This is a genomic window from Streptomyces sp. CA2R106 (assembly GCF_037034245.1).
Lineage (GTDB): Bacteria > Actinomycetota > Actinomycetes > Streptomycetales > Streptomycetaceae > Actinacidiphila.
Genome location: NZ_JBAGKC010000007.1, coordinates 95,700 through 109,932, shown reverse-complemented (window position 1 = coordinate 109,932; position 14,233 = coordinate 95,700). Strand labels below are relative to the sequence as shown.

The 14,233-nt window shown below is 73.7% G+C and carries 10 protein-coding genes; 3 read left to right on the top strand and 7 right to left on the bottom strand.

Annotated elements, in window-relative coordinates:
• Positions 1-7 precede the first annotated feature (7 nt).
• Positions 8-955: a N(4)-(beta-N-acetylglucosaminyl)-L-asparaginase gene (locus tag WA788_RS13005; RefSeq protein WP_335976520.1), complete on the bottom strand. Its 948-nt coding sequence runs from the start codon at positions 953-955 to the stop codon at positions 8-10.
• Positions 956-1,284: 329 nt separating this feature from the next.
• On the opposite strand from WA788_RS13005, the gene WA788_RS13000 reads away from it, so the two are divergent.
• On the top strand, positions 1,285-2,976 hold the full coding sequence (locus tag WA788_RS13000; RefSeq protein ID WP_335976519.1) for a discoidin domain-containing protein: 1,692 nt from the start codon (positions 1,285-1,287) through the stop codon (positions 2,974-2,976).
• A gap of 38 nt (positions 2,977-3,014) precedes the next feature.
• Here the strand turns inward: WA788_RS13000 and WA788_RS12995 are convergent, their stop codons facing one another.
• The 6 genes from WA788_RS12995 to WA788_RS12970 form a co-directional block, all read right to left on the bottom strand.
• Complete coding sequence (locus tag WA788_RS12995; RefSeq protein WP_335976517.1) at positions 3,015-3,293, bottom strand: DUF6126 family protein; 279 nt, start codon at positions 3,291-3,293, stop codon at positions 3,015-3,017.
• A complete protein-coding gene (locus WA788_RS12990; RefSeq protein ID WP_335976514.1) occupies positions 3,290-3,934 on the bottom strand; it encodes a helix-turn-helix domain-containing protein in 645 nt (214 codons plus the stop codon). The genes WA788_RS12995 and WA788_RS12990 overlap by 4 nt, the downstream gene beginning before the upstream one ends.
• Positions 3,935-4,033: 99 nt before the next feature.
• Complete coding sequence (locus WA788_RS12985; RefSeq protein WP_335976511.1) at positions 4,034-5,359, bottom strand: cation:proton antiporter; 1,326 nt, start codon at positions 5,357-5,359, stop codon at positions 4,034-4,036.
• 59 nt (positions 5,360-5,418) lie between these two features.
• Positions 5,419-6,930: a cytochrome P450 gene (locus tag WA788_RS12980; RefSeq protein WP_335976509.1), complete on the bottom strand. Its 1,512-nt coding sequence runs from the start codon at positions 6,928-6,930 to the stop codon at positions 5,419-5,421.
• A complete protein-coding gene (locus tag WA788_RS12975; RefSeq protein ID WP_335976506.1) occupies positions 6,927-8,033 on the bottom strand; it encodes an alpha-hydroxy acid oxidase in 1,107 nt (368 codons plus the stop codon). Before WA788_RS12975 ends, WA788_RS12980 begins: the two co-directional genes overlap by 4 nt.
• Positions 8,030-9,676 carry an NAD(P)-binding domain-containing protein gene (locus WA788_RS12970; RefSeq protein ID WP_335976503.1) on the bottom strand — a complete coding sequence of 549 codons (1,647 nt, stop codon included), beginning with the start codon at positions 9,674-9,676 and terminating at the stop codon, positions 8,030-8,032. The genes WA788_RS12975 and WA788_RS12970 overlap by 4 nt, the downstream gene beginning before the upstream one ends.
• A gap of 251 nt (positions 9,677-9,927) precedes the next feature.
• On the opposite strand from WA788_RS12970, the gene WA788_RS12965 reads away from it, so the two are divergent.
• Positions 9,928-11,547 carry a class I adenylate-forming enzyme family protein gene (locus WA788_RS12965; protein WP_335976500.1) on the top strand — a complete coding sequence of 540 codons (1,620 nt, stop codon included), beginning with the start codon at positions 9,928-9,930 and terminating at the stop codon, positions 11,545-11,547.
• A 62-nt stretch (positions 11,548-11,609) separates the two neighbouring features.
• On the top strand, positions 11,610-14,222 hold the full coding sequence (locus tag WA788_RS12960) for a bifunctional FO biosynthesis protein CofGH (RefSeq protein ID WP_335976497.1): 2,613 nt from the start codon (positions 11,610-11,612) through the stop codon (positions 14,220-14,222).
• Positions 14,223-14,233: the final 11 nt, after the last annotated feature.

The following is a 14,233-nucleotide window of genomic DNA, read 5'->3' as shown; positions in this document are numbered from 1 at the left end:
GCTCTCCTCACAGCACGATCCGCGGCCGGAACTCCGGCTCGGTGGACGCGTCGGTCATCAGGCCGTAGACGCTGCCCTGCTGGCCGGCGGCGCCGCCGTGCCGCCCGTCCGGGGTCATCGCCAGCGCCCGCAGCTCCGCCCGGAAGTCGTCCGGCAGCGAGGCGGCGTCGGCCAGCGCGGCCCGGCACGCCTCGGCCGGCTCCTGCCCGGCCGAGATCAGCTCCACGATGGTGCGGGCGGTGCCGCCGCGCATGCTCAGCTCGCCGCGGCCGGTGCAGGCCGCGCCCCCGGCCCGCAGGTCGCACCAGTTCCCGGCGCCGGGCAGCGCCGAGTCGCCCACCCGGCCCGGGTACTTGTACGGGTAGCCGGAGGTGGACACGCCCACGCACATCTCGCCGGTGGCGTCGAGCGCGATGATGTTGATGGTGCCCCACGGGCCGTCGTGCGGCGCGAGCCGGCGGATCAGCGCGAGGGCGCTCTCCCGGTAGCGGGCGTCGCCGTCGGTGGCGGCGGTGTTCTCGCCCTCCACCGACTCGCGGGAGTCGGCGACCTGCTTGCGCCACAGCTCGCGCGACTCGTCGGTGATCAGCTCCGCGGTGGTGAAGCCGCACTCCTCGGCGAACAGGGCGGCGCCCTCGCCGACCAGCAGGCTGTGCTGCGGCAGCTTCTCCAGGACCGCGCGGGCCACCGAGATCGGGTTCGGGTAGCCCTTCAGCGCGCCCACGGCGCCGAAGCGCCGGCCGGAGCCGATCATCAAGGAGGCGTCCAACTCCACCTCGCCGCGCGCGTTGGGCAGTCCGGCGGTGCCGACGTAGTGGTCCGCCGGATTGTCCTCGCAGCGCCGCATCGCCGCCTCCACGGCGTCCAGTGCCGAGCCGCCGCGGCGCAGCACCTCCATGCCCGTCGCCAGCCCCGCCTCGCTGCGTTCGCTGCCGATGATCGTCGCTTCCGCCACGTGTCCTCCCGATCCGTGTCCGCGGCTGTCCCCGCGGGCGCAGTGTCGCACCCCCTGACCTGCCCCGACCACCCGCCCCCGCCCCCGTACCTGCCCGCCCCGGCCCGCCCGGCAGCCCGCCCGGGCGCCCGCCGCACGCCCGCCCCCGGTCCGCACAACGCTTCTTGCGTCGATCAAGCCGAATATTTCGTATCCTGCGCGCTCTATTGCCGTCCCGTGTCTGCCTCGTTACGATCCCGGCACCAGCCGCCGGGCCGGGCCGGGTCGCTCCGCTACCGCGCAACACGCCCCGGGGCTCAAGGAGTTGACGACCGATCGGAGGAGTCCGGATGGGTGTCACACGGAGGGTCTTCCTACAGGCCGCGGTGGCCGCCGGCGCGACCGGCACCGCCGTCCTGGCACAGCCCGCGGCCGCCGGCGCGGCGACGGCGGCGAGCGGCCCCGGCGACGTGGTCGGCAAGGTGACGGTCGGCTACCAGGGCTGGTTCGCCTGCATCGGCGACGGCGCGCCCATCGACACCTGGTGGCACTGGAGCGCGAACGGGTCGGCGCCGCCCTCCCCGTCGAACACCGGCATCGTCGCGTGGCCGGACGTCCGCGACTACACCCACACCTACCCCACCGGCTACGCGGCGCTCGGCAACGGGCTGCCCGCCGCGCTCTTCTCCTCCTACGACCAGCAGACCGTGGACACCCACTTCAGCTGGCTGAAGGAGAACGGCATCGACGCCGCCGCACTCCAGCGCTTCAACCCCAACGGCAGCGAGGGACCGACCCGCGACGCCATGGCGGTGAAGGTGCGCGCCGCCGCCGAGCAGTACGGCCGGAAGTTCTACATCATGTACGACGTCTCGGACTGGACCGCCATGCAGGCGGAGATCAAGACCGACTGGACCGCCAAGATGCGGGCCCACACGGCGAGTCCGGCGTACGCGGTGCAGAACGGCAAGCCGGTGGTGTGCGTGTGGGGCTTCGGGTTCGCCGACGACCAGCGGCCCTTCAGCGCCGACGCGTGCCTGGACGTCGTCAACTGGTTCAAGAACCAGGGGTGCTACGTCATCGGCGGGGTGCCGACCTGGTGGCGCACCGGGGACCGCGACTCGCGGCCGGGCTTCTCGGACGTCTACCACGCCTTCGACATGCTCTCGCCCTGGATGGTCGGCCGGATCGGCAACGTCGCGGACGCCGACAACTTCTACAACGTCGCCACCGTGCCCGACCTCGCGGAGTGCGCGGCCCACGGCATCGACTACCAGCCCTGCGTGCTGCCCGGCGCGGTCACCCTGCGCCAGCGCGCCCACGGCGACTTCATGTGGAGGCAGTTCTACAACATGGTCCGGGCCGGGGTGCAGGGCGTCTACATCTCGATGTTCGACGAGTTCAACGAGGGCAACCAGATCGCCAAGACCGCCGAGAGCCAGCAGTGGGTGCCGGCGGACTCGGGGTTCCTCGCGCTCGACGAGGACGGCACGGCCTGCTCCGCGGACTACTACCTGCGGCTGACCGGCGACGGCGGCCGCATGCTCAAGGGGCAGCTCGCGCTCACCGCCACCCGCCCCACGCAGCCGGTGCCGGACGGGGGCGGCACACCCCCGGCGGGCGGGAACCTCGCGCTGCACCGCGCCACCGCGGAGAGCAGCCACACCCAGGACTACGTCTGCGCCCACGCCACCGACGGCGACCCGGACTCCTACTGGGAGTCGGCCGACGGCGCCTTCCCGCAGTGGCTCCAGGTCGACCTCGGCGCGCCGGTCGCGGTGGGGCGGATCGTGCTGTCCCTGCCGCCCGCCGCCGCGTGGAGCGCCCGTACGCAGACGCTGTCGGTGCGGGGCAGCACCGACGGTACGGCGTTCACCCAGCTCGCCGGTGCCGCGGCGTATGCGTTCGACCCGGCCGCCGGCAACACCGCCACGCTCACGCTGCCGGCCGCGGCCACCACCCGCTACCTGCGGCTGGACTTCACCGCCAACACCGGCTGGCCGGCCGCGCAGGTGGGCGAGGTGGCGGTCTTCGCGAGCTGAGCCGGCCGCGGGGTCCTTTCCGAAGGGCCCGCCGGGGATCAGCGCTTGCCGATCACCGCGAACATCAGCCACAGGAAGAACGCCATGAAGTGCGCCACCGCGACGTAGATCAGGACGCGCAGCACGACCGCGCGCTCCTTGTGCTTCTCGGTGCTGCTGGGCTCGGGCGTCACCACGAGGACGGGCACCGGTTCGGGTACGGGCGCGGTGGCCGGGGCGGCCGGGGCTGGCGGCTGGTCCGGGCCCGGGCCGGACTGCTCGGGGCCGGGCTGTCCGGCTCCGGGCTGGACGCGCGGCTCGGCGGGGTTCGCGTTCATGAACGGCCTCCTCGGGGGGTGGCGGGCCCGTTCGGCACGACGCACAGCGCCGACGTCTCGCTCTGCATGAGGGTGTGGACGAAGAGCAGGTCGACGCCGTCCGGCCCGCCGGCCGCCAGCCGGTGCGGTACGAGCGAGTCGAAGTGCGCGGAGTCCCCGGCGCCGAGCGTGTGGTCGCGGTCGCCGAGGGAGAGTTCGAGCACCCCGGCGGTGACGTGCAGCCACTCCTCGCCGGGGTGCACCCGCACCAGGCCGCCCTGGGCGTGGGCGGGCACATGGACGCGCAGCGCCTGCATGGCCCGCCCGGTGCCGCCGGCCCGCCGGTAGGTCCAGCCCCCCGCGGGCACCGCGGCCATGGCGGCGCCGCGTACGATGGGGTCGGGCTCGGCGGCCGTCTCGCCCAGCAGGTCGGAGACGGTGGTGCCGTACAGGCGGGCGAGCCCGAGGAGCACCGGCAGCGACGGTTGCCGCAGGCCGGACTCCAGGCGGGACAGATGCGCTGCCGAGAGGCCGGCGCGGTGGGCCGCGGCCTCCAGGGTGAGACCGCCCGCGCGCCGGCGGTCACGCAGCCGCGGGGCCAGGGTCGGGGCGTCGGCACCGGCCGCGGGAGCGGCGTCGGGGGTGGCGGTCGCGGGGTCCATGCCTCCATGGAACAGCAGGATGTGCCTCACGGGCAAAAAACTTGCCCGTGAGGCAAAGGCGCTTCGGGTCGGGTCCGCGCGTCGGGCGGCCAGGGCAGGTCAGGCGGTGCCGCCCTCCGCCGCCCTCGCCACGCCGACCGGGGCACCGGCCTCCGCAACCGTACGGCCGCCCGCCTCACCGCCGGGCGGCGGCGCGTCGTACACCCCGCCGTCGCGCCGGTCCCACAGCCGCAGCAGCGGCGTGGCCATCACCGTGGTCACCACCGCGACGACCACCAGCACCGTGAACATCGAGGGCGACACGATGCCCTCGGACAGGCCGACGTTGATCGCGATGAGCTGCATCAGGCCGCGGGCGTTCATCAGGGTGCCGATCCGCAGCGCGACCGCGGGCGGCTGCCCGCCCAGCCGGGCGGCGGCCCAGCACGCCGTGAACTTGCCGACGACCGCCGCGGCGGTGCAGCCCACCGCGAACAGCAGCAGCTTGGGGTCGCTGAGCAGGCCGGTGTCGGTGTTGAGCCCCGAGTAGGTGAAGAACAGCGGCAGCAGCAGCGCCCGGCTCAGCGGCGCGGTCGCCTCGACGGTGCGGTCGATCCGCGGCGAGCGCGGGAAGGCGGCGCCGAGGCTGAACGCGCCGAACACCGCGTACAGGCCGACCCGGTCGGTGTACCAGGCGGCCAGGCAGAGCAGCAGCAGGACCGCGAGCAGGAGCTGCTCGTCGCCGATCCGCTCGGTGGCGGTCAGCAGCGGCTGCCGCAGCCGGATGAAAGCGGCCAGCAGGACGACCAGTCCAGCGGCGCCGACGGAGGCGAGCAGCACGGCGTGCGCGCTGCCGCGGGCGAGGCTGACCACGCCGGCGAGCATGATCCACGCGGCCACGTCGTCCATCGCGCCGGCCGCCAGCGAGATGGTGCCGAAGGACGTGCCGGACAGGCCGTTCTCGGTGATGATCCGCGCGAGCATCGGGAAGGCGGTGATCGCCAGGGTGACGCCGACGAACAGCACGGTGACGTGCAGCGGCACCCCGGGCGGCGAGGTGTCCACGGAGCCGTGCACCGCCCAGGTCAGCCCGGCGCCGAGCAGCAGCGGGGTCACGCTGCCCGCCGCGGAGATCAGCGCCGCCGACCGTGCGACCGGCTTGATCCGCTCCAGCCGGAAGTCGTAGCCGGACTGGAACATGAAGAGCACCAGGCCGAGTTGGCCGGTGACGTAGAGCATCGGGCGCAGGTCGGCGGGGAAGAGGTGGTGCTCCACGGAGGGCAGCACCAGCCCGAGGACGGACGGTCCGAGCAGCACGCCCGCGATCATCTCGGCGACGACCGGGGGTTGGCCGAGCGGCCGCAGCAGCAGCGCGACGAGCCGGCACAGCACCAGGATGACGACGACGGCCAGCAGGAAAGCGGTACCCAGTTCGGTGGTCGACATGGGGAACGGCCCTTCGGCGGGGACGGTGTGGGGGAGTGCGCGCCGCGGTGCGGGCGGGCTCAGCCGCGGCGGTGGTACGGGCAGCCCGGCGCAGCCCCGCCGGACGGCGGTTCGGCGGCGGACTGCGGATCGGCGGACGGTGCTTCGCCGGACGGCGGGGGCAGCGGGCGGCCCTGCGTGTCGTGCTCGGCGAACCAGTTCTCCGCCATCCGCAGCCGCCGCGCGTCCACCACCATCCAGGTGCCGAGCACGAACTGAAGGGTGCTGCGCCCCACGTCCTCCCAGCGGTCGCGGACCCGCAGCGCGGCCAGCGCCGCGTTCCTGCGGTGCCGGGGCAGCGGGCGGTCGCGGGGGACGAGCAGGCAGGGCGCCCGGTGCGGGATGGAGCGGGTGTGGGAGACCGACGAGTGCAGCGTGAAGCGGCGCAGCACCTCCCGGGTGGCGGCGCGCATCACCAGCGGTGCCAACCGCCATGCCGGGCAGGGCCGGTTGGCCGCGACCCCGAACGGGATGTGGTGCGCGTCCTTCACCGACAGCCGGTCCCAGCGGCCGGGGTCGAAGACGTCCGGGTCGGTGTAGCCGGTGGCGTGGTAGGCGGGGTAGTCGAAGCAGAGCACGGTGCCGGCCGGGTAGCCGGCGCCGTCCCCGAGGTCGATGTCGGCGCCGGTGATCCGGTGCGCGATGCCGAACAGCGGGTACAGCCGCAGCGTCTCGTTCATGACGTTGCTTAGGTCGCGGTCGTCGTCCGGGTGCGCGGCCAGGCGCTGCTGGACGTCCTGGTGCTGGGCGAGCACCAGCAGCAGGTGCGCCATCGCCTCCGACATCTGCACGACGGCGGTGTTGAAGAAGGCGCCCTGGAGGTAGTGCGCGCGGTCCAGCGGCGTGGCGAGTTCGGCGGGCAGGTCGTGCGGCAGGTCGCCCGCGGCCAGCCGGCGCAGCAGGTAGCGGGTCAGCCGGGTGCGGCGGCGCATGTGCCGAAGGCGGGTGTTCTTCAGGGAGTTGACGACGTCCTCGGCGTTGCCGACGATCAGGCGCCGCGCGTCGGGCGGGCACGGCTCGTGGAAGACCAGTTCGTGGAAGAAGTCGGCCCAGACCGGCATCATCAGGTCGCGCAGCCGCACCAGGTGGGCCCGGCGGCCCCGCGTTCCCGGCCGCGCTGGCGGCAGGTGGCCGTCCAGGACGCGTGCGGTGCAGCGGGCCGCGGCGGCGGACAGCTCGGCGCTGGACCCGGCGAGGATCGCGGTGGTGGTCCGGGCCACCGCGTCGTAGCGCGGCCCGGGTTCCAGGTGCTCCTGGTGCACCTCGGGCCCGGGGGACAGCCAGTACCAGAACAGGTCCGACAGCCCGGCGCCCTTGCTGCGCCCGTCGGCGGCGGGGTGCGCGTACAGCTCGGCGAACCGCTCGGGGCCGACCTGCTCGTTGGGGACGATGACGCCCTCGGGCCCGTTGACCTTCTCGAACACCTTGACGCGCAGGGCGACCAGGGACTTCGGCAGCCAGTACGGGCTGGACAGGGCGGCGGCGGTGGCCGCGGCGGCGACCGTCAGCCGCCGTACGGTGCTCGGCCTCATCCCAGCCCCACCCCCGGCAGCCGCCCGCGGACGACCACCTGGCCGCGGTCCAGGTCGGTGCGGTCGCGGGCCCCGCACAGTGCCAGCACGTGCGCGGTCTGCCCGGCCAGCTCCGCCAGTACCCGGGCCACGCCGGCCTCGCCCTCGGCGGCCAGCCCCCACAGCACCGGGCGCCCGACGCCGACCGCGGTGGCGCCGAGCGCGAGCGCGGCCACCACGTCGGCGCCGGACCGTATCCCTCCGTCGAGCAGCACCGGGACGCGGCCCGCGACGGCGTCGGCCACCGCGGGCAGCGCCTCGACGGTGGCGGGCGCGGCGTCGAGCTGCCGGCCACCGTGGTTGGAGACGATCACCCCCGCGGCGCCCTCGTCGACCGCGATCCGGGCGTCGTCGGGGTGCAGGACCCCCTTGACCAGCACCGGCAGTTCGGTGCGCGTGCGCAGCCGGCGCAGGTCGCGCCAGGACAGCCCGGGGCTCATCGCGATGTCGAGGGTGCCGCCGGGCGGTGCCCCAGGCAGGCCGCGCATGTTCTCCGCGGCGTAGCCCGGCGGCAGGTCGTGGAAGCCGTTGCGGTCGTCGCGGCCGCGGCGGCCGAAGACGGGGGAGTCGGCGGTGACCACCAGCGCGGTGCAGCCGGCCTGTTCGGCCCGCCGCACCAGCGCGTCGGTGACCTCCGCCCGCGGTTGCAGATAGAGCTGGAACCAGACCGCCGCGTCCTGCCGCACCTCCCGGGCGGCCGCCGCCACCTCGGCGACGGCGGTGGTGGCCGCCATGGAGGTGGTCAGCACGGTGCCGGCGGCCGCGGCGGCGCGGGCGGTGGCCCGTTCGCCGTCGGGGTGCGCCAGGCGGTGGAAGGCGGTGGGGGCGACCAGGACCGGGGTGGCCGCGCGGGCGCCGGGCAGCTCGACCGCGGTGTCGGGCGGCCCGGCGCCGCGCAGCACCCGGGGCAGCAGGGCGAGGCGGCCGAAGGCGCGGACGTTCTCGGTGAGTGCCTGTTCCCGGCCGGCGCCGCCCTCGAAGAAGTCCCGGTGGACGGGGTCGAGTTGGACCAGCGCCTTGCGGTGCAGCTCCTCGAGGGCGTCCGGCGGCGGCTGCGCGGTCACGGCGTCTGCGCGGCGGCGGGCTCCTCGGCGGGCGCCGCGGGGAAGAGGTGGGTGGCCAGGAAGCGGACGAGGGGCGCGCGGTGCACGTCCTCGCTGTCCCACTCGTTCTCCAGGTTCTCGGTGAGGTGGTGCTCGGTGAGCAGCTTCCCGTCCTGCCACAGCCGGACCACCGGGTGCAGGTAGCGGCTGTCGAGCCCGCCGGTGTCCTGTTGCGAGAGCCGGTTGACGGTGACGTCGAACGGGTTCACCTTGTCGTGGTCGGCGCCGTACTCCAGGGTGACGGTCAGGTAGTGGTCGACCGGCCCGAACTCGCCCTCGCCCACGGCCCGGTGGAGGTGGTCGACGGGCACCTCGTCGTAGTAGCCGACCGCGTCGGGGCCGACGAGGACGGCGTCGCCGAGGAAGCCGAACATCTGCCAGAGCGCCGAGGTGCGGTTGATCCGGGTGACGACGGCGTCGGCGACGGCCTCGGCGTTCGCGGGCAGTTCGGTGTGCGGCCACTGCTCGTCGTGGTAGCGCCTGTTCAGCACCCGGCTGAGCGCCCGCACGCCGTAGCGGAAGCCGTGGATGAAGCCGCTGGTGGACTTCTTGAAGTCGCGGGCCTGGGTGATGGTTCCCACGAAATACACATCGGGTACATTTGTGGACTCCCACGCATCGGTCTGCGCGGGGAAGCGGTCCTTGATGGTCAGTTCCGGCCGGCACTCCTCGTCGAAGAGCGACGCGTCGAAGCGGAATCCGGTGGCCATGATCACGCGGTCGTAGGATATTTCCTTGACTACTTCGTTCACCCGGACGAACTTCACCGCGACATGGTATTTTCCGTCCGATTCAGACTTTTTGATGGAGGCGATCTCGCCGTCCAGCAGGGCGTTCTGCGACTTCAGCTGATAGGTGTCCAGGAAGTTGTTGTTGACTGCCCTGAGGTGGCCCACGAAGTGGGTCTGCCAGGCCAGCTTGAGCGATCCGGGGCCGAGGACGTGAATGACGGCGGCGCGCTCGATGAGATTGTCGGCGGTCTCGAACGCGGAATTCCCGCGGCCGACGATCAGCACCCGCTGGTCGGTGAAGTCGTCCGGGTCGACCGAGACGTCGCTGTACTGCTCGGCGAGTTCGGCACCGGGAATCGGCGGAATGTAGGGGCGGGTCACCCCGGTGGCCATGATCAGGCGCTTCACCCGCAGCAGCGAGCCGTCGGCGGTGTGGACGAGGAAGTCCCCGCGCGGGGCGGCGCCGTCCGCGGCGCTTCCGGCGGCCGCCTCACGACTGATCCGGGTGACGCGGGTGTGGTAGCGGATACGCAGTTCGTGGGTGCGGGCGAAGTCCGCGAGGTAGCCGACGAAGTCGTCCGCGGGCGGGAAGTAGCGCGAGGTGACCTCGGTGAAGAGCGGGCTGCTCTCCTCCGAGAGCAGCGAGTTCCAGTCCGTGCGCAGATTCAGTTCCGGGTCGTCCCAGCCGGTGTGCACCTTGTTGCTGGATATCAGGGTCCGGTGCCGCGGGAACTTCGTGAAAAACGTGCCGGGCGCCGTGCCCGCCTCCACCACGAGATAATCGCGGCCGGCGCGTTCGAGGAAATATGCGGCCTGGATTCCGGCTGGCCCTGCGCCTACCACAAGGTAGTCGATCCGCTCTTCTCCGGACATTCTTCCTCCCGGTTGTCCCGACGGGTTCAACACCATAATTGATGTTTCAAGGATCGCTCCAGGGTTCCTGATGTGATCCATGTCACATGGCTTTGCGAGATTGGAAATGCTGTCGTGCGGATAATGTCGCCAACGACCAGGAGTGCGCACCCGCCGGCGCCTCCGCAATGCCCGTGCGCCGCCGAGGCGGTTTACCCGCTTGCCCGTGGCCGAAATGCCTGCCGGGCCGGCCGCGCGGATCGGAGGGGACGATGAACAATCCGGCCGAATCGCCGTTTCCGCAGGCCCTGATCGACGCGTTCGCCCACGACCCGGACACTCCGGCATTCGAGTTCCGGACCCGGCCGGTCGGCCGCGGCCGGGTGCTCGCCCTCGTCCGGGCCTGCGCCGAGCGCCTGGCCGCCGCCGGACTCGGCCCGGGCCGCGGGGTCGCCCTCACCACCGCCGTGACCCCCGCGGGCTTCGCCGCGCAGATCGCCGCCCACCTGCTCGGCTGCCGCGTCACCGGGCTGCGCCCGGGCCTGACGCCCGCTCAGCTCCACCATGTGCTCGCCCAGGACATCGACGCCGTCCTGGTCGACGACACCACCCGCACCGAACCGCTCGCCGACGCGGCCAAGGCGGCGGGCGCCGCCGTCCTGGACGTCGAACGCGACCTGCTCGACGGCCGCAGCGGCGACGGCGGCATCCACGACGACGGCACCCCCGCGCCCGGCACACCGTACGACGGCGCGCCCGGCGCCGGACTGGTCGCCCGCGGCCGCCCCGACGACGTCGCCCTGATCACCCTCACCAGCGGCAGCACCGGCCACCCCAAGGGCTGCGCCCAGACCTACCGCGCCCTCGCCGCCCACTGGTCCTGGCAGCCGGCCGACCGCTGGAGCGACACCGCCCGCGAACTCGCCGCCGGATACCGCCGGTTCCTCGTCTTCGGCACCCTCACCAGCGCGGTCATGCTCGAACACCTCGCGCTGTGCCTGCTCAGCGGCGGCACCGCGATCATCCCCGAACCCCCGGTCTCCTTCCCGCACACCTGGCAGCGCCACCGCGTCACCGCCTGCCTGTGCACCGTCCCGCGGCTGTACCAGGTGCTGGAGACCCTGCGCACCGAGGACGTCGACACCAGCAGCATGCGTGTGCTGCTGGTGGCCGGCTCGCCGCTGCCCGCGCACCGCCTCGCCGAGGCCGCCGAACTCCTCGGCCCGGTCGTCCACCAGGGATACGGCCAGACCGAGGCCGGCATGCTCGCCCTGCTCACCCCCGGCGACCAGGCCCGCCACGGCGCCGCGGTGCACGACTCCGTCGGCCGCCCGATGCCCGACGTGGCGATCTCGCTGCGCGACCCCGAAGGGCGCGAGGTGCCCACTGGCACCCCCGGCGAGGTCTGGGTCCGCTCGGCCGGCGCCATGTCCGGCTACTGGCGGGACCCGGAGCAGACCCGCGAGGTCGTCCAGGACGGCTGGATCAGGACCCGGGACCTCGCCACCCTCGCCGAGGACGGCTTCCTGCGCCTGCTCGGCCGGGCCCGCGAGGTCGTCTTCGTCAACGCGATCCTCTACTACACCGCCGCCATCGAGGCCGCGCTCGCCGGCCACCCGGACGTCGACCAGGCCTACGTCGTGGCCGCGCCCGACGAGCGCACCGGGGAGGCCCCGCACGCCTTCCTCGTCCCGCGCGCGCCCGGCCGGCCGCCCGCCGCCGGCGAACTGCGCGCCGCCGTACGCGCCGCACTCGGCGCCGACGCCGTGCCCGCCACGATCACGGTGCTCGACACCGTACCCGTCGCGCCCAGCGGCAAGCCCGACAAGAAGGCCCTGCTGGCGCGGGTGACGGCGGCCGCGGCCGGCGCGGCCGGCGATCAGCACGCGTAGCGACGCCGCCGGGGCACCGGGGGCGCCGGATGTACAACGGCCGGTGTGCTTATGCTCGAACAATGACGACGCGTGAACCTGAAGAGCCCGCCGCCGCGGGGACGGAGAGCCGGCCGACGGCGAACGCGATGCGCCGCGCGCTGCACCGCGCGGCGGAAGGGGTCGCCCTCGACGCCGCGGAGGCGGCCGTGCTGCTCCAGGCGCGCGGCGCCGACCTGGAACGGCTGTCGGACATCGCGGGCCGGGTCCGGGACGCCGGACTGGCCGCCGCCGGCCGCCCCGGCGTGATCACGTACTCGCGGAAGGTCTTCATCCCGCTGACCCGGCTGTGCCGCGACACCTGCCACTACTGCACCTTCGTCACGGTGCCCGGCAAGCTGCGGCGGGCCGGCGAGGGGATGTTTCTGTCCCCGGACGAGGTGCTGGACATCGCCCGGCGCGGCGCCGAACTGGGCTGCAAGGAAGCGCTGTTCACCCTCGGCGACCGCCCGGAGGACCGCTGGCCCGAGGCCCGCGAGTGGCTGGACGCGCACGGCTACGACGACACGCTCGCGTATGTGCGCGCCATGGCCGTCCGGGTGCTGGAGGAGACCGGGCTGCTGCCGCACCTCAACCCCGGTGTGCTGGGCTGGACCGACCTCGCGCGCCTCAAGCCCGTCGCACCGTCGATGGGCATGATGCTGGAGACCACCGCCACCCGGCTGTGGTCGGAGCCCGGCGGCCCCCATCACGGCTCGCCCGACAAGGAACCCGCGGTCCGGCTGCGGGTGCTTGAGGACGCCGGCCGCTCCAACGTGCCGTTCACCACCGGCATCCTGATCGGCATCGGGGAGACGTACACCGAGCGGGCCGAGGCGCTCTTCGCGATCCGCCGCACCGCCCGGCAGTACCACGGCATCCAGGAAGTCATCGTGCAGAACTTCCGCGCGAAGCCGGACACCGCGATGCGCGGCATGCCCGACGCGGAACTCGGCGAACTCGCCGCGGCCATCGCCGTGGCCCGGATCGTGCTCGGCCCCGCCGCCCGCATCCAGGCACCGCCCAACCTGGTCGACGGCGAGTACGGCAGGTTCGTCGCCGCCGGGATCGACGACTGGGGCGGCGTCTCACCGCTGACCCCCGACCACGTCAACCCCGAGCGCCCCTGGCCGCAGATCGACGAACTGGCCGCGCGCACCGCCGAGTCGGGCTACACCCTCAAGGAGCGGCTGACGATCTACCCGGAGTACATCCGCCGCGGCGAGCCCTGGCTCGACCCGCGGCTGCTGCCCCACGTCACCGCGCTCGCCGACCCCGCGACGGGCCTGGCCCGCGAGGACGTCCGGCCGCAGGGCCTGCCCTGGCAGGAACCCGACGACGCCTTCCCCGCCGCCGGCGGGCGCACCGACCTGCACCGCACCATCGACACCCACGGCCGCAGCGCCGACCGGCGCGACGACTTCGACGACGTGTACGGCGACTGGGCGAGCCTGCGCGAACAGGCCGCGCCCGGGCTGGTGCCCGACCGGGTGGAGGCCGACGTCCGGCAGGCGCTGTCGGTGGCCGCCGACGACCCGACGCGGCTGACCGACGCCCAGGCCCTGGCCCTGCTGCACGCCGACGGCCCGGCGCTGGACGCGCTGTGCCGGATCGCCGACGACGTGCGCCGCGACACCGTCGGCGACGACGTGACGTACATCGTGACGCGGAACATCAACTTCACCAACGTCTGCTACACCGGCTGCCGCTTCTGCGCGTTCGCCCAGCGCCGCACCGACGCCGACGCGTACACCCTCTCCCTGGACCAGGTCGCCGACCGGGCCGAACAGGCGTGGCAGGTGGGCGCGGTGGAGGTGTGCATGCAGGGCGGCATCCACCCCGACCTGCCCGGCTCGGCCTACTTCGACATCGCGCGCGCGGTCAAGGCGCGGGTGCCGGGCATGCACGTGCACGCCTTCTCCCCGATGGAGGTGGTCAACGGCGCGACCCGCACCGGCATGTCGATCCGGGACTGGCTGACGGCCGCGAAGGAGGCCGGGCTCGACACCATCCCCGGGACGGCGGCCGAGATCCTGGACGACGAGGTCCGCTGGGTGCTCACCAAGGGCAAGCTGCCCGCCGCGACCTGGGTCGAGGTGGTCAGCACCGCGCACGAACTGGGCATCCGCTCCTCGTCCACGATGATGTACGGCCACGTGGACCAGCCCCACCACTGGCTCGGCCACCTGCGGCTGCTCGCCGAGATCCAGCAACGCACCGGCGGGTTCACGGAGTTCGTGACGCTGCCGTTCATCCACACCAACGCACCGGTCTACCTCGCCGGGATCTCCCGGCCGGGCCCGACCCTGCGCGACAACCGCGCGGTCACCGCGATGGCGCGGCTGCTGCTGCACCCGCACATCCCCAACATCCAGACCAGCTGGGTGAAGCTGGGCGCCGAGGGCGCCGCGGAGATGCTGCGCTCGGGCGCCAACGACCTCGGCGGCACCCTGATGGAGGAGACCATCTCCCGGATGGCGGGCTCGCGTTACGGGTCCTACCGCTCGGTGCGCGACCTCGTCGCGATCGCCGACGCGGCCGGCCGCCCCTCCCGCCCGCGCACCACCCTGTACGGGCAGGTGCCGCAGGAGCGGATCGACGCGGCGCTCGCCTCCGACGGGCACCTGCCGGAGCTGCTGCCGGTGCTGGGCGACTGAACGGCGGTGCG